Here is a 21,035-nt window from a genome sequence, read left to right on the forward strand (position 1 = left end):
TTCATCCATGTTTGATTGGTGTAAATTAAAAGATCAACGAGTATGAGAGGACAACTAAATCAAGACTCTTAATAACTGCGCTTCTTGCGCTTTTGCATGACTCAACCATGAGTGCTATGCAGGTAATAATTTATCAGTTGTTAATTTATCAATACAGTGACAGAAAATATTTAACTTACAGGTACAGTTTGCTAAAATTGTAATCTGTACTGCCATTTATAACTTAAAACTGTATTGCACATGACGCTCTATCAAGATATTGCTAATAAAATCAATGACCATATCAATAATGGTATGTTTTTGCCTGGTTCGCGCTTGCCGGGTGTGCGCTGTCTTAGTCAGCAGTTTGGAGTTAGCGTTTCGACAATTGTGCAAGCCCAGCAACAACTGGAGAGCCGTGGTCTGCTTGAGGCTCGACCACGTTCAGGTTACTACGTTTGCACGAATCCGTGGCTGAAGCTGGAATTACCGCTACCTTCAAAGCCGGAATTGAAACCTGCTTTTGTCAGTGGCCAAGAATTGGTGTTACAACTTACTCATCTTGCTAACAAGTCAGATTTCGTGCGTTTAGGTGCGGCAGTGCCGGATATTTCCTTCATGCCGATACGTGCATTGCAAGGCAGTCTTAGCAAAATTGTTCGTCGTTATGAACAATTGAATGCCAATTATGCTTTCCCAACAGGGATACCGGAGTTAAGGGGGCAGATAGCCCGTCGTATGTATCTTACGGGAGCTACTGTTGAGCCAGATGAGGTGCTTATCACTAATGGTTGCCAAGAATCATTAATGTTGGCACTTCAAACTGTGGCTAAATCGGGAGACATTATTGCCATCGAATCGCCAACCTTTTACGGTATATTACAAGTAATTGAGGCTATGGGGATGAAAGCGTTGGAAATCCCTACTGATCCACAAGAAGGTCTTAGTCTCGCAGCTCTTGAATTGGCATTGGAGCAATGGCCTGTGAAGGCTTGTGTGCTAACACCTAATTTCAGCAATCCGCTAGGTAGTTTAATGCCTGACAATAAGAAACAGCAATTGATAGCACTAGCTCATCGTCATGGATTATTATTGATTGAGGATGATATTTATGGTGATCTTGGGTTTAGTGGTAAACGCCCATGTAGTTTATTCAGTTTTTCTGAAAGAAATGATGGCAATGTAATTTATTGTTCTTCATTTTCGAAAACCATCTCTCAAGGTTTGCGGGTAGGATGGATGGTATTGCCACATCGTTATTTTAAAAAAGCTGAATATTTGAAATATGTAAACAATCTTGCTACGCCAAGTATTCCTCAATTAATGGTTGTGGATTTCTTAACGCAAAATGGATATGATCGCCATTTGAGACAAGTGCAAATACGATATTCAAGACAAATTAGTCTATTCACCCATGCCATCAGTAAATATTTTCCGGCTGGGACACGAGTATCGCAACCTCAAGGAGGATTCGTTCTTTGGGTGGAGCTATCAGAGGATATTGATACTTTGCAACTTAGTCATCATATGTTGAAGCATAATATAAGTATTGCCCCCGGACAAATATTTTCCGCAACACAAAAGTATCGTAATTGTATTCGCTTGAACTGTGCTAAATCGTGGTCAGCAGAATTGGAAAAATCATTAATTTTGTTGGGAAAGGCAATCTGAATTATTTTCCAATGCATAACGACGCTTCCAAAAAGCGCCTTGCCGACTTGCAGGCTGAAATCGACCGTCTGGAAATCGAATCCGCCGATCTGGAAGAAATCTGGAAAAGTGAAAAAGCCGACGTGCAAGGCACTTCCCACATCAAGGAAGCTCTCGATCAAGCGCGGCTCGAATTCGACACCGCCCGCCGCGCAGGTAACTTGCAACGCATGGCGGAACTGCAATACGGGCGTATCCCCGAACTCGAAAGCCAGTTGGCGCAAGCTGACGATGCCGCCGCCCACACCGAATCTAAAGTGCCTAAGTTGCTGAAAACCAAGGTGACGGAAGACGAAATTGCCGACATCGTGTCACGCTGGACAGGCATCCCGGTCAGCAAAATGCTCGAAGGCGAAAAGGACAAGCTGCTGAAAATGGAAGAGGTGCTTGCCAAGCGCGTGATTGGGCAAACCGAAGCGGTGGTCGCGGTTTCCAACGCCATCCGCCGTGCGCGGGCCGGGCTTTCCGACCCCAATCGCCCCAGCGGTTCGTTCCTGTTCTTGGGTCCGACGGGCGTGGGTAAAACCGAACTCACCAAGGCATTGGCGACGTTCCTGTTCGACACCGACGATGCGATGGTGCGCATTGATATGTCCGAATTCATGGAAAAGCATTCCGTCGCTCGCCTGATCGGTGCGCCTCCGGGCTACGTCGGCTACGAAGAAGGCGGCTATTTGACCGAAGCGGTGCGCCGCCGCCCGTACTCCGTGATCCTGCTGGACGAGGTGGAAAAAGCCCACCCCGACGTATTCAACGTGCTGCTGCAAGTGCTGGACGACGGGCGTTTGACCGACGGGCAAGGGCGCACGGTGGATTTCCGCAACACGGTCATCATCATGACCTCCAACCTCGGTTCGCACTTGATTCAAGAGATGGCGGGCGAAGCCAACTATGAGCGCATGAAAGCAGCGGTGATGGAGGTGGTCGGCACGCATTTCCGCCCTGAATTCATCAACCGCATCGACGAAACGGTGGTATTCCATCCGCTGGATCAGGCAGAGATTCGCAAGATTGCGGATATTCAGCTCAACAACTTGCGTAAGCGGTTGGCAGCGCGGGATTTGGGGATTCAGATTACCGATGCGGCACTGGATTTGCTGGCGGAAGCGGGATTTGACCCGGTGTACGGGGCACGTCCGTTGAAGCGGGCAATTCAGCAGCAGGTCGAAAATCCGCTGGCACAGCAGATTCTTGGTGGCAAGTTTATGCCGGGGGATACGATTGCGGTGGGGGTGGAAGAGGGCAGGCTGACGTTTACGGCGTTGGTGGAAGCAACATAAATTCCATTTATCCAACAAAAAGAACGCCGCATTAAGCGGCGTTCCATTATTTTGCTTGTCTTTAAGCTATATTTTCTGAGTTTAGTTAGTCATTGTTTTGTGAATTATTTTTGCCTTTGCTTTGACCCGTTTGGGGGCTTTAGCTTTAAGTTTGGCAAGTTTTGCTCTTGTTTTGGCTTGAGTTTTAATTCTCGCTTTAAGTTCTGCTAACTTTGCTTTTGTCTTGCGAATTTCTGCTGCTTTGCTGTCCGCTGAATAGTAGACATTATTCCAAAATCTCAACTTATTGATGGTTAAATGAATTTAGTAGTTTTTGATTCGCATGGCAGTGCGTAAATTGTGCAAACCACAAGCGATTTCCATCACTAAATCATCAAAATCTTCCACGTAGTTGCGGAAAATATCTTTGACGCACCGACACCGTTTGATACCGCTGTTCACATGTTCAATGACCACCCGAATGCTAGAAATGGCACGATTATGCGCTTTATCCTTATCACTCAAGGGTTTACCTCGTGGCTTTTTCTTGGGTTGGTGGACAACTGCCCCGTCACCCGAATTATGCCCCAGATAGCCCAAATCCCGGTAAATCTCATACCCTTCTGGCACTTTCACGCCTTCCTCATCCGCGATACGTTTGTCATGGTCTTTGCCGCGTCGTGTTTCTCCCAAGTATTTGATTTCACGATCTTCTAAGCCTGCTATTATGTTATTCTTCACCGAATGGAATTTTTTTTCCACTGTAGTATTCCTCCTGAACCCCAAAGTCAGTCGGACGTTGGATACGGCGTTCTGTCGCATCCAAGCCCAGCGCTTGCGGCATTTCATGCGAAAGGCGTTCCAATACCTCTTCGGGGAGTCTGGCCGGGGAATGTCCCATGCTTTTTAAGCTCGACTGCAAAACGGGACACAGGCGATGTATCCACCGATTGGCTAACCCTTGGGACATATTGAAGGAGTAGCCCAACACTTCTTGCAGTGGGTAAGTCTTCAAATAATACAGAATAAAGAACAACTTATCTTCGATCGTTGTCAGGTTGCCGGGGCGACCTCGCTTCGTTTCACTCTCATGACCATCAACAATCAACTGCGCCGTGTATGCCCGTTGAAAATGGGGCAACAGTTTGGTGAATTCACCCAGATCTATGCCTGTCATGGCGCGGAAGGTTTTGCTCTTGCCTTTGAGCGCATGGTAGCTGTACTCTGTCATGGGTGTTCCGTTCCCTTGGTGAAAATGATGATCATAGGTTGTAGCGCATTCCCGTTGATTTTTCACATGATTTGTTGACTAGGGACAAGTGCGAGATTTTGGAATAATGTCTAATGTAACTGGATTTATTCCTATAACTTTCATGTTGGATGTTAAGGCATATTCAAGTTTCATGTCAAAAACCAGAGTGATTTTATACTTCTTGCCTTTTACAGTGGCTAGATTTTTTGGCTTGACAGAATAAAGCAAATTAACATCTTGGATCTCTTTTTCCATGTTTGATGTAATTGTTTTTCCAAAAAACTCTGGGTCATTTATGTTGAATTTTTCTGACTTGCCACTTTGCAGTTTAGTGTCTATGTTAAAATAATCTCTGGCTGGATTAGATGTTCCCAAACCGTCTTCTACATACTTGCCTCTGTCGAGAAAATAATTATTTTTTCCATCGGCATAAGCTTTTAAGTCAAAATAATCCGAATTATCAGAAATTATCTTATAATTTTCATTTAATAAGTAACTTAGATTTTCTTTAGGTACACGCCTTATTTCAGGTATACTTCCTGATTCTAAAGTATCAAGAAACGATATTTCAACATCTCCCGTATACATTCCTTTTTCCATTTTTCCACTTAAGCTAATTCCAAGTGGTTGCAAAAAAGATTTTGGATAATATTTCTCGGATGGAAGAGGTAGGTGTGTTTTTTGTTTATAACTTGGGTGAAGTTCGATGCGCATTGTTAAATCAGGACTTTCCATGTAACCATTTACACACTCATAATTCCACCAAGAACGTTTGGCATAAGAGTTGATGATGTCATTCTTTGCAATTGGATGCTTAAATAAGTTGGCATTTCCTAACAAACCTAATGGCATTGCAAATTTACATTTTTTACCTGCTTCTGCGGGACCATCAGAATAAGTACCAGATGTCCAGATAGTGCCATTTGCTGAATCTACTGGTGTAGTCTCATTTTCTTCTCCAGACAGTGTTTTTGCCCCATCATTATTTGTTGCGGCGGAAGCAGTAACAGTGGATATAGTGGCAACATTCGCGACCGTGGCAGCTTGTTGTTTATCTGCTTCTTCAGCTCTCGTGATCGTTTGACCGTAGAGAGTTGTGGCTACACCGAGTAGTAACAGTCCGCCAAGAACGGCTTTACTCTGATCGTCAGTTAATTCGGTAGTATCGGTTGATGCTGCGCAAACGTAAGTGTTGCTGGCAATCAAAGAAATAGCCAAGCAGGTACTAAAAATTTGCTTTGTCATAGTTGAAGCCCGTGAGTGTTAAATAGACAATACATATGCTATGCGCTATGCGCTATGCGCTATGCGCTATGCGCTATGCGCTATGCGCTATGCGCTATGCGCGTCAAGAATTTTTTTGTGCTAGTCAAGCTATTTCTATGAGAGTAATAGCCCGTTCGTCACTTGCTATTAATTCTACGAATTACGTAGAGACGCTGCAAGTGTTATTTACGAATATCGTAGGATGTCAAAGCATCCTCAATCCCTGTTTGGTCAACGCCTACGCACTGCGCGAATTCGTGCAGGCTTGGCACAAGACCGTTTGGGTGTTTTGATTGGATTGGATGAGGGGTGCAGCAGCGCACGGATTAGCCGCTACGAGACAGGGACGCATGAGCCGCCGTTTGAGACGGCTAGAAATTTGGCATCTGCGTTGAATGTTCCGGTAGCTTACTTTTACTGTACAGAGGATGCGTTGGCGGAAATCATTCTGGAAGCACACGGTTTGCCAGCGGAAGCACTGCTTGCTGTGTTGGAGATGGTGCGGCGTTTCAAATATGCTGCTTCAGTGAGCCAATGCCCGTAACACCGCTTGCGGTTCTTTGGCAACCACATGGAGCAATACCCTCGCCGCACCATGTGGGGTACGATCCCCGCGTTCCCAATGCCGCAAAGTGCTGACACTGATACCAAAAGTTGCCGCAAATTCCACCTGAGTCATGCCAACTTTTGCGCGGACGTTTTTCACATCAACAGGTGAGAACTGATGCACTTTTGCTTGTGGGCAGTTGCCCTTTGCGAAAGTGATGGCTTCTTCCAAGCCTTGTTTGATGCTTGAGGCGATCATGCCGCTTTCGCCAAACTGAAAGAAACATGTTGCCCCGCTGCTTCAAGCATATTCACCAGCCTGTCGATGGTGCAACGGTCAATCTTGCCTTTGAGGACATCGTTCAAACGTGGCTGAGTTGTTCCCAACACGTTAGCAGCGTCCTTCTGGGTATAGCCGCTGGCTTCAAACCACTTGGTGATTTCCAGCATCAGAGCCGAGCGCAGTTTGAGGTTGGCGCGGATGACGGGATCAGGTTCGAGTGCATCCCATACATTGGCGAATACCTGCATTTTTAATGTCATGATTTCAACTCCCTAAGCAGTTCTTTGTAAATGTCTCTACCCCTGTCAATGTCCTTCGGAGCAGTTTGCTGGGTTTTCTTTTGGAAAGCATGTAACACATAAATGGCATCATCAAATTTGGCAACGTAGAAAACCCGATACTGCTCTTTGGGTAAGTCTATTTTGATACGGATTTCGTATACACCTTGCCCGACCGTCGGCATGGCTTTCCAGTCGCTCGGCATGAGTCCATTTTGCACCTTGCCTATCTGATAACCAGCTTCACGGCGTGCTTCCTCTGGAAACTGGATAATGGTTTCCAGCGAATCACCCAGAAAAATAGCTTGTTTCATGTGATCCTTCATCTGAACATTGTTGCTGAAATATATCAAGTTTGATATTAAATACAAGTCAGCGGAGTGATGGGTTTCACCCACCTTCAAAATAATCCGTATCCACCTTCTTCACCTCATAATGCTCAACCACCGATACGCCCACATTGTATTCCACCATCAACGCCGCAAGCTTCTCCCCGTCAATCAAAATAATCCGTGTCTCAATCGAGCAAGCATATTCCTTAGCCTCACGGGAAAAGTTGGAGGTCGTCATGAAAATCCCTTTCCTTGCCCGCTGTCCCTGCAACGCCCCGGCAAATTTCTGAATTTCAGGGCGACCCACCGTCGCTTCCCAGCGTTTCGCCTGCATGTACAAGACATCCACGCCCAAGCGGTCTTCGTTGATAATGCCGTCAATACCGCCGTCGCCACTTTTACCAATGGCACGACCGGCATCCTGACGATTGCCGCCGTAGCCCATCTTGATTAGCAAATCGACCACCAGCTTTTCAAAAAAGGTCGGCGAGGCTTCTTTCACCGTTTCCAGCACTTCTTGTTCAAGGTTGCGGCACAATAACCGGTGTGCGGAAGCGAGGATGTCTTCGGGGGTATCGTCGAAAATCACCTCGGAATCCATATCCAAGGTTTGCCCGCTCTCGGTTTTACTGGAGTGGCGGCGGTTTTTGAAGTCCTGAAATTCGGGGAAGGCTGCCAGTGTGGCAATACGGATGTTGACCGGATTAGCGTTGAGTAATTGCTGCCCGCGTGCGGTAATCACGAAACAGCCGCGTCGGGGTGAACGCAATGCGCCCGCTTGCTTGAGGTAGGAACGCGCCCACCCTACGCGATTGCCAAACACCGATTGCGTGCCACTGGGCAAAATAGCGGTGCGTTCGGCTTCGCTCAGTTGAAATTGTTCGGCAAGGATGTGCGTCGCATCGCGCAATTTGTGTTCTTGCCCATCTGCCGCGAGTTGCAACAAAGGGCGCATCAAGGTTTGGTAGTCAGGTATAGGCATGTGGTCATAATGCCACAAAAATAACGCTACGAGAGCGGCATTTTGCACGAATAACCATAGGGGCTTCTACTATGCCCGTTTGATTAGACGTATGATGAATAACAAGATAACAGCACCGACAGTTGCCCATACGATTGCGCCCCAAATGTCGGGGATATGAAAACCGGCTGCGCCTTCGATGAATGTTCCAACGAAACCGCCGATAAATGCGCCAACAATCCCGACAATGATATTACCGATCAAGCCAAAACCTGCACCTTTCATAATGATGCCAGCTAACCAGCCTGCGACCGCACCAATGCCTAACATAATTAGAATTTGAGTAATCTCCGCACTCATCAGTACACTCCTTTTTAAACCGTGGTAAATTTATTTTTTGGCAACTGCCATAAAAGAGTATAGGTGTTAATTTAAAAAATCGTTATCTGATTGTATTTATTAGCACTATTAGCGGTAGTATTCGGAGGATGAACGACAGGTTTACAGCACAAAGTCCACCCATTAAGATGCGACCTACATTGCATTTGCCTGCCAAGGAATAGGAGCCGGTTTGAAACGTGTTGGATTAGTTACAGGGCTGTTAGCGTGGGCAACATTCGCCGCTGCCAGTGTCATCGCCGCCCCCGCATTGGAAGTGCAAAACAGTCTGGTGATTCCACCGCATACGGTCAATGGTGTCAAAATCAGCGAGCTATCGGGTCTAGCGTGGGATCAGGATGAGCAATTGCTCTACGCCATTTCCGACAAAGGCGCGATTTTTCACTTCACACTCGACATCCGAGGCAATCGCCTAAAAGCGGTTAAGGCAGTATATGCCGCCAACCTGACAGATAAAGAAGGTGAGCGTATCAAAAAAGGTCGCCGCGATTCCGAAGGGTTAACCTTGCTGAATGCCAATAATGGCAAAGCTGGCGACTCGCAACTCGTGATTGCGTTTGAAGGCATTCCACGCCTTATTCGGTTTACCCCACCAGGCAAAGCCATCAAAAACATTAGCTTACCGGCGGTATTAGACAATAAACACGCTTATCAACACGGTAATGATTCGTTGGAATCCGTCACATTTCACCCCCGTTACGGCTTCATGACTGCCCCCGAAATGCCGCTCAAAGGTGAACCGCGCACTTTGCACACTCTGTACTCCACCAAGGGACAGCACTGGTCGTTTACGGCCTACCCTGCCAAAAACAGCGGCATCAGTGCGCTGGAAGCTTTGCCAGATGGCAATTTATTGGTCATGGAACGGGCATGGTCAGGGCTGTTCAACCCACTTGTGGTAAGCTTGCGCTATTTGGATTTCCAACAATGTGCGCAAGATCAGGCGTGCACGTTGCAAGATTTGCAGGTGTTATCGAGTCATTTGCTGGTTGATAATTACGAAGGGCTGACCCATATTCAAGGCAATCAGTATTTAATGGTCGGCGATGATGGCAATGAAGATTTCTTGCCCACTACGCTAACCCTCTTCACCCTTGACTTAGGGAAGTAAGAATATGAGTGGAAACCGTTCACTGGCGTTGTTTTTGTGGGTGTTGCTGGCAGTGCTATTGCTGTGGGTGGCGCAGCCGGTCTGGGTTTCGTGGTTGCAAGCCACGTCGGGAAATCAGCCGCGTGCAATTACCGCACGGGGTGATTTGGCAGCGGATGAGCAAGCCACGATTGCCGTTTTCGAGCGTAACAGCCCTTCTGTGGTGTACATCACCACCGTGGAGCGGGTATTAAACCTGTGGAATCGCAATATTCGTGAAATTCCGCAAGGCACAGGAACGGGCTTCGTCTGGGATAACGCTGGGCATATTGTCACCAATTACCACGTGGTCGAAGGCCATGACACCGCTAAAATTCGGTTTGCCGATCAAAGTGTCTTTGAAGCCGATGTGGTTGGTGCCAGCCCCGAACACGATTTAGCCGTCTTGCGGTTGCGCGATATGGCGGATGCCCCGCCGCCGGTACAAATTGGCAGCAGCAGTGACTTGCGCGTTGGTCAGAATGTGTTAGCAATTGGCAACCCTTTTGGCCTTGACCACACCCTAACGTCGGGCATTATTTCGGCATTACGTCGCAGCATTGATGCAGAAGAAGGCGGTAGCATGGATGGTTTGATTCAAACCGATGCCGCCATTAACCCCGGCAACTCCGGCGGTCCCTTGCTGGACAGTGCGGGGCGTTTGATTGGCGTCAATGTCGCCATTTACAGCCCATCCGGTGCTTCTGCGGGGATTGGTTTTGCCATCCCCGTGGATGTGGTGAATCGGGTAGTACCGCGCTTGGTGAAAGATGGGCGTTACACCCGCCCCGTGTTAGGGGTAGTGATGGATGACAATATCAGTGAACGCATTACCGCCAAATTAAACACGCATGGGGTATTAGCGCTGCGAGTGCAACCGAATACCCCGGCGGCACTGGCAGGCATTCGTGAAACCAAACTCACCGCGCAAGATGACCTGATTTTAGGTGACATCATTCAAGCGCTGGACGGGCAACCCGTTAATAATATCAACGAATTAAACAAAATTCTAGATAACTACCCGCGCCACAGCAAGGTAAAAGTCAGCTTATTGCGTGAAGGTCGCCAATCACTGGAAGTCGAAGTGGTGCTATCATTGTTCCGCTAACGCACATTCCATTTTCCATAAGCTGCCCGCACGCTCCACCACCTGAAAACCAAAGCGTTGGTACAAACTCTGTGCGGGGTTATCAGCAAATACCACCAAACGCATCCGTGCTTTGCGCCGTATCTTGGCTAATTGCAACACATAGCCCAAAGCATACGCACCGAGTCCTTTGCCTTGAAAAGCAGTGCTAACTTGCAAGTCAGCCAAATAGCAAACCTCCTGCTCATTCCGCAACCGTGCAAACCCAACACATTGGCCTTCCTGATAAATCCCGAAATTCTCGGATTCTTGCCAAAATTTAGCGAAGTAAGGCTCTTCCCATACAATGCCATGCTGCTGGTAGTAGGCAGCCATATTGCTCCGCGCAAGTTGCAAGGCAAACTCGTAATCGACATGAGGCGTAATCTTTATCATGGTGCATTGGAATAATAGACAGATAACAGTCCAATGATCATAACGCTGCGCTTTAGCCTGTCACGGGAAACACCCTGTGAATGGTGCTAAACAGCCGACGAAATTATCCTTCAGGTTAACCCAACATCCCAAATGCTGGACGCAACCGGCGGTGTTGGCAACTGACCAGCGTCGGATACAGGAGAAGCATTCACGGCTGCCATTACTCCCAACGCCTTGCGCAATCGTGCCGCCAACATCGGCGCAAACGCCAATTTGGTAGGCCACGCCACCGTCACATTCGCAAAGCGTTGCACCATCGGCTGATCGGGGCGGCTACCGTCCGGCTGGCAACCTTCCGCACGATCAACATGCCAAGTCGACCATTCCATGCCTGTGAAATCGACCCACGGTAACAGTTCCGCCAGTTCATGCTGCGTGGCGGCAATCACTTCAGCAGCAGGCTTGCCCACACCCTGCTCTGCCGGTTGCCCGCCGATATACCACACCGTGTTGCCCTGCCTGTCCCGATGCGACGTAATCGTGGCGCGTGGCTTATCACTCATCCCCAGCGCATGGGCGTAAAGCATCGGCAAGTTGCCGCGCACCAATACCATTTGCAACGGACGGCGTTGCATACGCTGGCTGAGCGTCGCCGAAGCCAACAACGCCTCATTCCCCGCCCCCGCCGTTAAAATAATTTGCCCAGCCTCCACCATTAACTCACCACCATCCGACAACACCGCCCGATAGCAGTACGCATCCCCCGCCTGTTGCAAACCGGAACGCTGCACATCCACCTGCACCAAGGCATCCGCTAACTGTTCGCGCAACGTTTCCAACAACGATGGCACATCCAACACCGGCTCATCCAAGCGATACAAGCCGCCGTGAAATTCAGAATGCTGGAACAAGTCAGGGTAAGCATCGCGTGGCACAGCCTCCATGCGGCTTTGCATCGCTTTGCTGGCAAAAAATCCGGTCATGCGTGAACCGAGTCCACCCGATGTCCACAACAACTGCGATTCCGCCAACACCTTAACTTTGCGCAAATCGACAGCACCTTCACCATTAAGTGCCGCCCGCCACAAACGCGGCATATCGCCAATCGCCAAGGTTGCGCCGGTTACTTTGCCCGTCAGCGCATATTTTGTGCCACCGTGAATAATGCCTTGCGATGCAATGGTTTGCCCCTTGCCCAATTCATCCGTGGCTAACAACGCATTAACGCCTTGCGCCCGCAATTCCGCCAGCAACCACAACCCGGCAATGCCGCCACCAATGATCAGAACATCAACCTGCATTACGCTTCTTTCTCCATCGCCTGAATCCGTGCAATCGTGTTAGTCGTCGACACCCCATCCACAAAACTCAGCACCACCACGTCGCCGCCGTTATCCCACACGCAACGGTTGCCGGGGATTTTTTGCGGATCGTTATCCCCACCTTTCACCAGCAAATCCGGTTTGACCGCGCAAATCAGGCGTTCGGGCGTGTCTTCGCTGAAATCCACCACCCAATCGACACACGCCAACGCTGCCAACATCCGCATCCGGTTTGCCATGGTATTCACCGGGCGCGTCGGGCCTTTCAGCGCTCGCACCGATTCATCCGTATTCACCGCCACAATCAAACGGTCGCCGAGCTTGCGGGCCTCTTCCAAATACGTCACATGCCCAACGTGCAAAATGTCGAAACAACCGTTGGTCATCACAATGCGTTCGCCGTGGATACGCGCCTCCTGCACCGCAGCCAGCAATTGTGCCTCACTGACCACGCCTTTCACCTGCGCATGGTGTTGCTGCAAGGCTTTGTGCAATTCAGGCACGCTAACCGTTGCCGTCCCCACCTTGCCCACCACAATTCCCGCTGCAAGATTTGCCAACCCCATCGCCTGCTCAATTGGCAAACCCGCCGCCATACTCGCTGCCAACACCGCCACCACGGTATCCCCAGCCCCGGTCACATCAAACACTTCACGCGCACGGGTCGGCAAGTTGTATGGCGCAAGCTCATGGCGCAATAAGGTCATGCCCTGTTCACTGCGGGTAAGCAACAGGTTCCCCAGTTCACACCGCGCCAGCAATGCCTGCCCACGTTGCACCAAATCCGCCTCATCCGCCCACTCGCCCACGGCTTCACGAAACTCTGCCAGATTCGGCGTAATCACCGTTGCCCCCTGATACGTCGCAAAATCCTGCGCTTTGGGGTCAACCACCACCGGCTTACCGGCTGCTTGCGCCAAGGCAATCAATTCCCGCGCCCGCTCCAGCGTCCCTTTGCGGTAATCGGACAGCACCACCACATCCGCCGCTGCCAACAACGCATTGAATTGGCTGAAGAGTGCTGCATGATCTTGCCCCGCAAACCCTTCCTCAAAATCCAAGCGAATCAATTGCTGATGCCGACTTAGCACCCGCAATTTGGTAATCGTCGGCGCAGTATCCAGCGCCACAAAATGGGTTTGCACCCCACGCGCTTGCAAGGTATTCGCCAACGACCTGCCTGCCTCGTCATTGCCCACATAACCCAGCAACACCGCCTGCCCACCAAGGCTGGCAATGTTTAACGCCACGTTTGCCGCACCGCCGGGGCGCTCTTCATTGGCTTTGACATGCACCACGGGTACGGGGGCTTCGGGGGAAATGCGCGAAGTTTGACCCGACCAATAGCGATCCAGCATCACATCACCGACCACCAATACCCGCGCCCGTTCAAAAGGAGGAATTTGTAAGCTCATCGTTATTTTTCACATAAAACCAGAAAAAGCAGAGGGAAAGTTTATCACGTTCCATTCCTGCACTTGAAAAATTTCCCAGCCAAGCCATACTTGACAGCAAAACGTCGCTCAATAACCCCAATAGTCTCTCTACTCTAAGGAAAACCGATGCAAATCGCACAACACACCGTGGTCACCATGACCTACACCCTGACTGACGACCAAGGTCAAGTACTCGATCAAGCGGATGCCGCTCAACCATTCGCCTACCTGCACGGTGCTGACAATATTATTCCGGGGCTGGAAAAACAGTTAGTCGGCAAACAAGCCAACGACAGCCTAACTGTCACTGTGCCGCCCGCCGAAGCCTACGGCGAATACGACGAACGCATGACCCAACAAGTTCCGCTCAGCATGTTTGAAGGCGTTCCGGCTGAACAAATCGTTGCCGGTGCCGAATTCCACGCCCAAACCGGGGCTGGCAATCAAACCATTCGCATCGCTGCCGTCGATGACAATAGCGTTACCATTGACGCGAATCACCCACTCGCAGGCGTAGCCCTGACGTTTGATGTCACCATCCTCAATGTACGTGCGGCTTCTGCGGAAGAAGTTGCCCACGGTCATGCCCACGGTGAAGGTGGTCATCACCACCATTAAAACCGTTCAGCGGTAAGCGTCTGGCAGCAGTCCCACTGTGATCCGGTGTTGCCACAAGGTTTGCATACTGCTCAGATGCTGCGCATCGGCTTTACTGGAAAAGAATTGCACGCTGCCCTGCCCTGTTTGCGGGCGGCGCAGATCTTCTTGTTCCAACACCCGCATCAACTGGTGAGTCACCGGCGTACTGGTTTCCAAGATAGTCATTTTGCCGTGGGTCACATCCACCAGTGCGTCCGCCAGAAACGGGTAATGCGTACACCCCAGCACCAAAGTATCCACCCCCGCATCCAGCAAGGGCAAGGTATAAACTTTAAGCAATTGACGTACCGCCGTGCTACTAAAATCCCCCGCCTCCACATGCTCCACCAAACCGGGGCAGGCTTGCGTCATCACCTGCACCCCCGCCGCATGATCGCAAATCAACTGCTGCAAACGCGGGCTATTCACCGTTTGTTGCGTGGCTAACACCCCAATCACCCCGGTTTGCGTCAAGCGGGCAGCAGGTTTCACCGCAGGCTCAATCCCCACCACCGGAATCGGCAAGGTTTCGCGTAAATACGCCACTGCATGAACCGTCGCCGTATTGCACGCCACCACCAACACTTTAACGTCTTGTTCCAACAAGAAATCCGCCACCCGTTTGCTACGCGCCCGAATATAATCCGAGGTTTTTGCCCCGTAAGGCGCATGAGCCGAATCCGCCACGTAAATCAGGTGTTCCGCAGGCAACAAGCGGTGAATTTCACGCAAGACCGAAATGCCCCCCAAACCCGAATCGAATACCCCAATGGGCTGTGTGTGCCGTGCCGCGTTCACTGCTGCGCCTGCAAGTAACCCAACCACGCCGCAAACAACACCGAATCGGGGGAGATCACCACCGAACGCGGCGCTAACGCTGCGACAAACACCGGTTCACCCTGCAAGGTCGCGGCATAGCCCCCCGCTTCCGCCAAAATCAGCGACCCCGCCGCCAAATCCCACAACTTCATGCCACCGTGCAAATACAAATTGCCCCGATTCGCCGCCATCCACGCCCATTCCAGCACGCAACTGCCCAAATTACGCTGCGAACCGTAAGGTGGGTTCGTCATCAACGCTTGCTTCAAGGCAGGCGATAAGCGCTTAAAATCCACAATCGCCACCGCATTGCACAACTGAAACTCACTGGGCTGACAACGCAAAGGCTTGCCATTCAACCACGCTCCCCGCCCCCGCTGTGCGGTAAACATTTCATCACGCACCGGGTCGTAAGTCAGCGCCAGCACCACTTCACCGCGCTGAAACAATGCCAGTGACACCGCAAACAACGGGATACCCGCCGCAAAATTGCTCGTACCATCCAAGGGATCAAGACACCACAACGCATCGGCTTCGCGCAATAAACGCGCCTGTTCCTCGCGCTCCATCTCCTCACTCAGAAACGCAATCTCAGGCCACTCTTGCAGCAAAAATGCCGCAATGCGCTGATTCGTCGCCAAATCCGCCTCGGTCAGCAAACTGCCGTCTTGTTTTACCGCAAAGCCGATATGCTCGAAACGCGGTAAAATTTCCTCGCGTGCAATTTGACGTATTTCCTGCACCAATACTTGCAAATCAGGCTGCATCATTTAACCTACCCAGCGTTACCAAAACGCTAACAATACAAGGATACCCACACATGGACAAACCGAACATTTCTGCCAGCCAGAAATTGTTGCATGGGATCGAATACCTACTCCTCGGCATTATTACCCTTGCCACTGTTATTGCCGTGGGACAGGAAATTTATACCATTTTCGTCCATCTCAAAGTACAGATTGCTGACCTATTGCTGCTGTTTATTTATTTAGAAATCATCACCATGGTCGTCGTTTACCTGCAATCCGGGGAAGTACCGGTGCGAATGCCCCTGTACATCGGCATGGTCGCCCTTGCCCGCTACCTCATCCTCGACATGAAAGCGATGACCGAATGGCAAATGTTAGCGATTGCCGCCTCCATCTTATTGATTTCACTGGCGGTACTCATCGTGCGCTTTGGTCATGTGAAATACCCCTATGAAAAGAACCGCAGAGGAACGCCCCACCCATGAGCCGCTTTATCAATGAACAGGATTATTTCCACGGCAAATCCGAATGCACTGGCATTTTGATCACCAACTTAGGCACACCCGACAGCCCTGACAAAGCCGGGTTGCGGCGCTATTTGAAAGAATTTCTCTCTGACCCGCGTGTTGTGGAAATTCCACGCATTATTTGGAACGTCATCCTGCACGGCATTATCCTCAACACCCGCCCCGCCAAAAGTGCCGCAAAATACCAAACCGTATGGACAGAAGACGGCTCACCGCTGATGAGCATTTCGCTGCAACAACAAAAAGCGCTGCAAAAAGAAATGGAAATCCGCTTCAACGGACCGGTAAAAATCGCACTAGCGATGCGCTACGGCAACCCCTCCATTCCTGCCACCTTGCTAAAGCTCAAGGAAGCCGGAGCACGGCGCGTGCTGGTATTCCCGCTTTACCCCCAATACTGCGCCGCCACTAACGCCACTACCTTCGACAAAGTATTCGACGAACTCAAACGCTGGCGTTGGATGCCCGAATTGCGTCTGGTGAATCACTACCACGATCACCCCGGCTACATCAAAGCCCTCGCCAACAGCGTGCTGACCCACTGGGACAACCACCCACGCGGGCAATTACTGGTCATGTCCTTCCACGGCATCCCCAAACGCAACCTCATGCTCGGCGACCCGTATCATTGCGAATGCCACAAAACCGCACGCTTGCTGGCAGCAGAACTCAACCTGCGCCCCAACGAATGGCGCGTCACCTTCCAATCGCGCTTCGGCAAAGCGGAATGGCTGCAACCTTACACCGATAAAACCATGCAAGCCCTGCCCGCTGAAGGCATCAAACACGTTGACGTGATTTGCCCAGGTTTTGCCGCCGACTGCCTCGAAACGCTGGAAGAAATCCGCGAAGAAAACCGCGAATATTTCCAACACGCGGGCGGCGAAACGTACCACTACATTCCCGCGCTAAATGCCAACCCTGACCACATTAAAGCACTCGCGGATATTATCCAGCAACACACCGTCGGCTGGGCAGAAACCTCACCTAACTGGTCAGAAGCGGGACAACAAAAACAAGCCGAACACACCTTACAAAACGCCATCGCTAAAGGGGCAAAAAAATGAAAGTCGGGCTAATCCTTATCGGCGACGAACTGCTCAGTGGCTTGCGCCAAGACAAACACCTGCCGCAAGTCATGAGTTTCCTCAAAGCACGCGGCTTGGCGCTGGCATGGATGCGCATGATCGGCGACGATTGGGATTTATTGCTGCAAACCCTGCGCGAAACGCTGCAAAGTGACGACATTGTGTTCAGTTTCGGCGGCATTGGGGCAACCCCCGACGATTTGACGCGCCAAGCGGCGGCGGCGGCGGCGGGAGTCAGGTTATTGCGCCACCCGCAAGCCGTCGCGTTGATCGAAGGGCGCTTCGGTACGGATGCTTACCCTAACCGCATTCGCATGAGTGAACTGCCCGATGGTGCCAGTTTGCTTCCCAACCCCATCAATCAAATTCCGGGTTTCAAGCTGCGCCACCACCACTTTGTCCCCGGCTTCCCTAATATGGCATGGCCGATGGTCGAGTGGGCGTTGGACACGTATTACGCACAGTATTTCGACACCACGCCACCGATTGAACAACGTTGGACGCTGCAAGCGGTGCAAGAAAGCGAGCTGATTCCGATGATGGAAGAACTGCTCAGAACCTTTCCCGCCGTGCGTATTTCCAGCCTGCCCAGCACGGTTGAACGCCGCAAAATCGACTTTGGCATCAAAGGCCGCGCCGCTGACGTAGCCCCTGCCGCCGCGTGGTTTACAGCACGAATGCAGGCGGAGAACGTTGATTGCATACCGCAAGCGTGACCACATTCCCCCGCGATTTACTTGCCCCGCGACACTGGCTCACCTGGGCGGGTGTTGGGATATTCGCCGGAATCGCCTGGCTGCCTTGGCAAGCCCGCCGCTGGCTGGGCAGACACTTGGGCAACTGGATTTACCGCCACAATCGCAAACGCCGCGCAGTCGTGTTGAGTAATTTGCACCTATGCCTCCCTGCATTGACTAACACCCAACGTGAACAAATGGCGCACAGCCATTTACAAGAATATGCCTGCGCCATGCTGGACTACAGCATCTTATTTTTTCGCACCCGCCGCCACGTGTACCAACGCACCCGCATTAGTGGACGTGAACATTTGGAGCAAGCCATTGCTGCCGGACAGAATGTTATCCTCATGTTAGGGCATTCGGTGTGGCTAGAATTCGCGCCGGTTGCTATCGGGCAATATTACCGCGCTTACGGCTCGTACAAACCGTTCCACAACCCTGTCATCAATTGGCTCATTGCCCGCAGCCGCCTGCAAGATGTGGAATTCGTGGTGGCGCGTGAAGAAGGCATGATGAAACTGGTGAAAGCGCTAGAACCGGGACGCTTCATGTTCTTTTTGCCGGATGAAGATCATGGCAGCAAACATTCGGTGTTCGCGCCGTTTTTCGGTGTTCCCAAAGCCACGCTCACCACACCCGCACGGCTGACAAAATTGGGTAAGGCGGTTGCCCTGCCGATCATGGCATTTTTTAATCCAACAAAGGGCGATTATGAGATTGTCATTGGCAGTCCCTTAACCGATTTTCCCGGTAAAGATGAAACCCAGAATGCGCAGATTCTGAATACAGGGCTACAAACACTGATCACAAAACACCCTGAGCAATACATGTGGGTACTCAAATTGTTCCGCACTCGCTCAGAAAACGAACCACCAATCTACTAATTCGTCGCCGTAAACTGTGCTGGAACCATTACCACCGACACTTTATCGTAAGTCAGGCCCTCAATACTTTTTTCAACGATCAGCTTAATGTCTGACTTCATGTCTTCCAAACGGTAGGCAGGATTGTATTTGATGAAGACCGAGGCCGAAGATGGCTTGATTTCTTTCTCAAGCGGATTGTTTTCAGGCAATACCACATGCACCCGTGCGACCAACACGCCGTCAATTTGCGATAGGGTTTCTTGTACACTTTGCGATAAGGCGAAAATGAAACGGGTACGTTCTTCCAGTGGGGAAGAAATCAATCCTTCTTTTTTGAATAATTCGCCGACGGTCGCGATTTTTTCTTTGGGGTAACCATGCTGTTTAAGAAGCTGTACCGCTTGGGGAATTTGTGATTCTTCCACATGCAGAAAATAGGCTTCTGCTTTTTTATCGTAAGTCTTTTCTGCTCCAATCTTGTTATTGAGCAAGATGGAGAGCATAGCATTGGCGTCATTTTCTAGCAGATTACTGTAAAGCTCAGTTTTGCAGCCTGTTAATATAATCATACTGAAAATAGCTAAAAAGTGGAGCAATCGCTTATTTATAGTTGTCATGCGTTTCTCAAACTACTTAAGAATGTATTGATGAGAATTCAACCTGCTTGAAACAGTGTTTTAAAACCTTGAGACACCTGCCCTACCACCGCAGTGACTATGCTCATTTTACTCATCCATAACTGGGAATTAATACCCCATTTTGTCATGGCGTGTTGATGATCACTTGATACTTGTAAAGCATCTACCGTTTCTTTGGCTGAATTTTTTATTTGTTTAATGGTGGCGTCTATACCCTGATCAGCGGAGACATCAGGGTATGTACGTATTTGCTCATTAACTCTGGATTGACTTAAACCCTGCAAAGCATCTGAAATACTTGGCATACTCCTCATTTGCGACATTATATGATGATGTTCTTCATCCATAGTAGCTATTTTCTGAATCATCAAATCTTTAAAATCAAAAGACTCAGAAGTCACTTGCTTCTCAATACGTAGAACAGGAGAATCTTGAGTTGATGAACTCAAAAAGTCATTATTTCCTGCTTCCATTTGACCATTTAATACATTTTCCAAACGCAACACGTCTTGCATTGGTGGTTCTGGTAATTGTTGTAACCCTTGGTTATTAAAAGGTGATGCAGGAGTCACTAAAGTACTCATGTCAAACATGGTAATTACCTTAACTATTTAAGTAAGCAGCGGCAATGCTACTTTCGTCTTTGTTGCCATACTGAACCACATTCTCCAACAGCTCTCTGGCTTCCGCTCTTTGACCCTTTTGAATTAACGCAATACCGAGAAAACATTTTGCACTCATATGCTCTGGCTCTTTCACCAGAATGTCATCACGTAAAATATTAATCGCCTGATCATACAGCCCGCCATATACTTTGGTAATCGCCAAACCCATTTTAATGGGTATTTGCTCAACACCAATAGCACTGACACCATCCATAATCGTTTGAGAACGTGAGGCATCTCCACTAAAACAAGCCATATAGCCGATTTCTGACATTAGTTGGAGTAATTGAACACTAGCTTGCATAAGATTTATTCCCTGTTAATGGCGGCAAAATAAGCATACTTTGCCGCCCAAAGTCTATAACGATATTTTCAATATAAAATTAATATATTTTCTTATCGACTAATACCTTGCACTAATGCTTGAATCAAAGACTTGTGTCCTGACATCGCAGCATTCACTACTTCAAGCGTCGCACGCTGAGCTTGATTTCTCACACTTGCCTGCGTGGTAAGCGCTTGAGATGCTGTCTGGGCATCCATTAACTGCACGCTATCTTGAGCCGATTGATTCAATAATGCGATGGTTCCGGCTATATCTGCCATTTTCATATCTCCTAAAAATTAATCATCCATAAAATCAAATTC

Annotated in this window: 26 protein-coding genes and 1 pseudogene; 10 read left to right on the forward strand and 17 right to left on the reverse strand. The window is 49.7% G+C overall.

Annotated elements, in window-relative coordinates:
- Positions 1-240: 240 nt before the first annotated feature.
- Positions 241-1,650: an aminotransferase-like domain-containing protein gene (locus HMY34_RS05295; RefSeq protein ID WP_202718252.1), complete on the forward strand. Its 1,410-nt coding sequence runs from the start codon at positions 241-243 to the stop codon at positions 1,648-1,650.
- Positions 1,651-1,667: 17 nt separating this feature from the next.
- Positions 1,668-2,969, forward strand: a pseudogene (locus HMY34_RS05300) (AAA family ATPase); the annotation flags it as partial.
- 303 nt (positions 2,970-3,272) lie between these two features.
- Here HMY34_RS05300 and HMY34_RS05305 read toward each other — a convergent pair.
- The 3 genes from HMY34_RS05305 to HMY34_RS05315 form a co-directional block, all read right to left on the reverse strand.
- Positions 3,273-3,710 (reverse strand): transposase family protein, encoded by a 438-nt coding sequence (locus HMY34_RS05305; RefSeq protein ID WP_202715415.1) that lies wholly within the window; start codon positions 3,708-3,710, stop codon positions 3,273-3,275.
- The gene (locus HMY34_RS05310) at positions 3,679-4,179 is read right to left on the reverse strand and encodes a helix-turn-helix domain-containing protein (protein ID WP_202715414.1); all 501 of its coding nucleotides are present in this window, start codon (positions 4,177-4,179) and stop codon (positions 3,679-3,681) included. Before HMY34_RS05310 ends, HMY34_RS05305 begins: the two co-directional genes overlap by 32 nt.
- A 78-nt stretch (positions 4,180-4,257) precedes the next feature.
- A complete protein-coding gene (locus HMY34_RS05315; protein ID WP_202718253.1) occupies positions 4,258-5,445 on the reverse strand; it encodes a hypothetical protein in 1,188 nt (395 codons plus the stop codon).
- Between the two features lie 223 nt (positions 5,446-5,668).
- On the opposite strand from HMY34_RS05315, the gene HMY34_RS05320 reads away from it, so the two are divergent.
- Positions 5,669-6,010 carry a helix-turn-helix domain-containing protein gene (locus tag HMY34_RS05320; protein WP_202718254.1) on the forward strand — a complete coding sequence of 114 codons (342 nt, stop codon included), beginning with the start codon at positions 5,669-5,671 and terminating at the stop codon, positions 6,008-6,010.
- Here HMY34_RS05320 and nadS read toward each other — a convergent pair.
- The 5 genes from nadS to HMY34_RS05345 all read right to left on the reverse strand — a co-directional run bounded on the left by nadS (position 5,990) and on the right by HMY34_RS05345 (position 8,226).
- A complete protein-coding gene (gene nadS / locus HMY34_RS05325; RefSeq protein ID WP_202718255.1) occupies positions 5,990-6,271 on the reverse strand; it encodes a NadS family protein in 282 nt (93 codons plus the stop codon). The genes HMY34_RS05320 and nadS overlap by 21 nt on opposite strands.
- On the reverse strand, positions 6,268-6,555 hold the full coding sequence (locus tag HMY34_RS05330) for a helix-turn-helix domain-containing protein (protein ID WP_202718256.1): 288 nt from the start codon (positions 6,553-6,555) through the stop codon (positions 6,268-6,270). Before HMY34_RS05330 ends, nadS begins: the two co-directional genes overlap by 4 nt.
- Complete coding sequence (locus HMY34_RS05335) at positions 6,552-6,887, reverse strand: type II toxin-antitoxin system RelE/ParE family toxin (protein ID WP_202718257.1); 336 nt, start codon at positions 6,885-6,887, stop codon at positions 6,552-6,554. The genes HMY34_RS05330 and HMY34_RS05335 overlap by 4 nt, the downstream gene beginning before the upstream one ends.
- Positions 6,888-6,963: 76 nt before the next feature.
- Positions 6,964-7,887 (reverse strand): restriction endonuclease, encoded by a 924-nt coding sequence (locus HMY34_RS05340; RefSeq protein ID WP_202718258.1) that lies wholly within the window; start codon positions 7,885-7,887, stop codon positions 6,964-6,966.
- Between the two features lie 69 nt (positions 7,888-7,956).
- Positions 7,957-8,226 (reverse strand): GlsB/YeaQ/YmgE family stress response membrane protein, encoded by a 270-nt coding sequence (locus tag HMY34_RS05345; RefSeq protein ID WP_202718259.1) that lies wholly within the window; start codon positions 8,224-8,226, stop codon positions 7,957-7,959.
- Between the two features lie 211 nt (positions 8,227-8,437).
- On the opposite strand from HMY34_RS05345, the gene HMY34_RS05350 reads away from it, so the two are divergent.
- Together HMY34_RS05350 and HMY34_RS05355 are read left to right on the forward strand one after the other, a co-directional pair.
- Positions 8,438-9,376 carry an esterase-like activity of phytase family protein gene (locus tag HMY34_RS05350; protein WP_228287984.1) on the forward strand — a complete coding sequence of 313 codons (939 nt, stop codon included), beginning with the start codon at positions 8,438-8,440 and terminating at the stop codon, positions 9,374-9,376.
- Between the two features lie 4 nt (positions 9,377-9,380).
- The gene (locus HMY34_RS05355; RefSeq protein WP_202718260.1) at positions 9,381-10,502 is read left to right on the forward strand and encodes a S1C family serine protease; all 1,122 of its coding nucleotides are present in this window, start codon (positions 9,381-9,383) and stop codon (positions 10,500-10,502) included.
- Here the strand turns inward: HMY34_RS05355 and HMY34_RS05360 are convergent.
- The 3 genes from HMY34_RS05360 to hldE all read right to left on the reverse strand — a co-directional run bounded on the left by HMY34_RS05360 (position 10,488) and on the right by hldE (position 13,635).
- A complete protein-coding gene (locus HMY34_RS05360) occupies positions 10,488-10,916 on the reverse strand; it encodes a GNAT family N-acetyltransferase (RefSeq protein ID WP_202718261.1) in 429 nt (142 codons plus the stop codon). The two genes, HMY34_RS05355 and HMY34_RS05360, sit on opposite strands and share 15 nt — an antisense overlap.
- Before the next feature lie 110 nt (positions 10,917-11,026).
- Positions 11,027-12,199 carry an FAD-dependent oxidoreductase gene (locus HMY34_RS05365; protein ID WP_202718262.1) on the reverse strand — a complete coding sequence of 391 codons (1,173 nt, stop codon included), beginning with the start codon at positions 12,197-12,199 and terminating at the stop codon, positions 11,027-11,029.
- Complete coding sequence (gene hldE, locus HMY34_RS05370; RefSeq protein ID WP_202718263.1) at positions 12,199-13,635, reverse strand: bifunctional D-glycero-beta-D-manno-heptose-7-phosphate kinase/D-glycero-beta-D-manno-heptose 1-phosphate adenylyltransferase HldE; 1,437 nt, start codon at positions 13,633-13,635, stop codon at positions 12,199-12,201. Before hldE ends, HMY34_RS05365 begins: the two co-directional genes overlap by 1 nt.
- Before the next feature lie 147 nt (positions 13,636-13,782).
- On the opposite strand from hldE, the gene HMY34_RS05375 reads away from it, so the two are divergent.
- On the forward strand, positions 13,783-14,274 hold the full coding sequence (locus HMY34_RS05375; protein WP_202718264.1) for an FKBP-type peptidyl-prolyl cis-trans isomerase: 492 nt from the start codon (positions 13,783-13,785) through the stop codon (positions 14,272-14,274).
- A 6-nt stretch (positions 14,275-14,280) separates the two neighbouring features.
- Here HMY34_RS05375 and murI read toward each other — a convergent pair whose 3' ends face one another.
- Entirely contained in the window at positions 14,281-15,120 is an 840-nt protein-coding gene (gene murI, locus HMY34_RS05380) for a glutamate racemase (protein WP_228287985.1), read from the reverse strand.
- Positions 15,090-15,884: an inositol monophosphatase family protein gene (locus tag HMY34_RS05385; protein ID WP_228287986.1), complete on the reverse strand. Its 795-nt coding sequence runs from the start codon at positions 15,882-15,884 to the stop codon at positions 15,090-15,092. The genes murI and HMY34_RS05385 overlap by 31 nt, the downstream gene beginning before the upstream one ends.
- A 50-nt stretch (positions 15,885-15,934) precedes the next feature.
- Between HMY34_RS05385 and HMY34_RS05390 the strand changes: the two genes are divergently transcribed.
- The 4 genes from HMY34_RS05390 to HMY34_RS05405 are packed head-to-tail and all read left to right on the forward strand — an operon-like array spanning position 15,935 to position 19,102.
- The gene (locus HMY34_RS05390) at positions 15,935-16,348 is read left to right on the forward strand and encodes a phosphate-starvation-inducible protein PsiE (RefSeq protein WP_202718265.1); all 414 of its coding nucleotides are present in this window, start codon (positions 15,935-15,937) and stop codon (positions 16,346-16,348) included.
- Positions 16,345-17,457, forward strand: a complete 1,113-nt coding sequence (gene hemH / locus HMY34_RS05395; RefSeq protein WP_202718266.1) for a ferrochelatase — start codon at positions 16,345-16,347, stop codon at positions 17,455-17,457. The genes HMY34_RS05390 and hemH overlap by 4 nt, the downstream gene beginning before the upstream one ends.
- The gene (locus tag HMY34_RS05400; protein WP_202718267.1) at positions 17,454-18,194 is read left to right on the forward strand and encodes a competence/damage-inducible protein A; all 741 of its coding nucleotides are present in this window, start codon (positions 17,454-17,456) and stop codon (positions 18,192-18,194) included. The genes hemH and HMY34_RS05400 overlap by 4 nt, the downstream gene beginning before the upstream one ends.
- Positions 18,191-19,102 carry an LpxL/LpxP family acyltransferase gene (locus tag HMY34_RS05405; protein WP_202718268.1) on the forward strand — a complete coding sequence of 304 codons (912 nt, stop codon included), beginning with the start codon at positions 18,191-18,193 and terminating at the stop codon, positions 19,100-19,102. The genes HMY34_RS05400 and HMY34_RS05405 overlap by 4 nt, the downstream gene beginning before the upstream one ends.
- Here the strand turns inward: HMY34_RS05405 and sctJ are convergent.
- The 4 genes from sctJ to HMY34_RS05425 form a co-directional block, all read right to left on the reverse strand.
- Positions 19,099-19,701, reverse strand: coding sequence for a type III secretion system inner membrane ring lipoprotein SctJ (gene sctJ, locus HMY34_RS05410; RefSeq protein WP_202718269.1), 603 nt, complete (start codon positions 19,699-19,701; stop codon positions 19,099-19,101). The two genes, HMY34_RS05405 and sctJ, sit on opposite strands and share 4 nt — an antisense overlap.
- A gap of 38 nt (positions 19,702-19,739) precedes the next feature.
- Positions 19,740-20,315 (reverse strand): hypothetical protein, encoded by a 576-nt coding sequence (locus tag HMY34_RS05415; RefSeq protein ID WP_202718270.1) that lies wholly within the window; start codon positions 20,313-20,315, stop codon positions 19,740-19,742.
- Positions 20,316-20,325: 10 nt separating this feature from the next.
- The gene (locus HMY34_RS05420) at positions 20,326-20,691 is read right to left on the reverse strand and encodes a tetratricopeptide repeat protein (protein ID WP_202718271.1); all 366 of its coding nucleotides are present in this window, start codon (positions 20,689-20,691) and stop codon (positions 20,326-20,328) included.
- A gap of 92 nt (positions 20,692-20,783) precedes the next feature.
- The gene (locus HMY34_RS05425; RefSeq protein WP_202718272.1) at positions 20,784-20,993 is read right to left on the reverse strand and encodes a hypothetical protein; all 210 of its coding nucleotides are present in this window, start codon (positions 20,991-20,993) and stop codon (positions 20,784-20,786) included.
- Positions 20,994-21,035: the final 42 nt, after the last annotated feature.

It is taken from the genome of Thiothrix subterranea (assembly GCF_016772315.1).
In the GTDB taxonomy this organism is placed as follows: domain Bacteria; phylum Pseudomonadota; class Gammaproteobacteria; order Thiotrichales; family Thiotrichaceae; genus Thiothrix; species Thiothrix subterranea.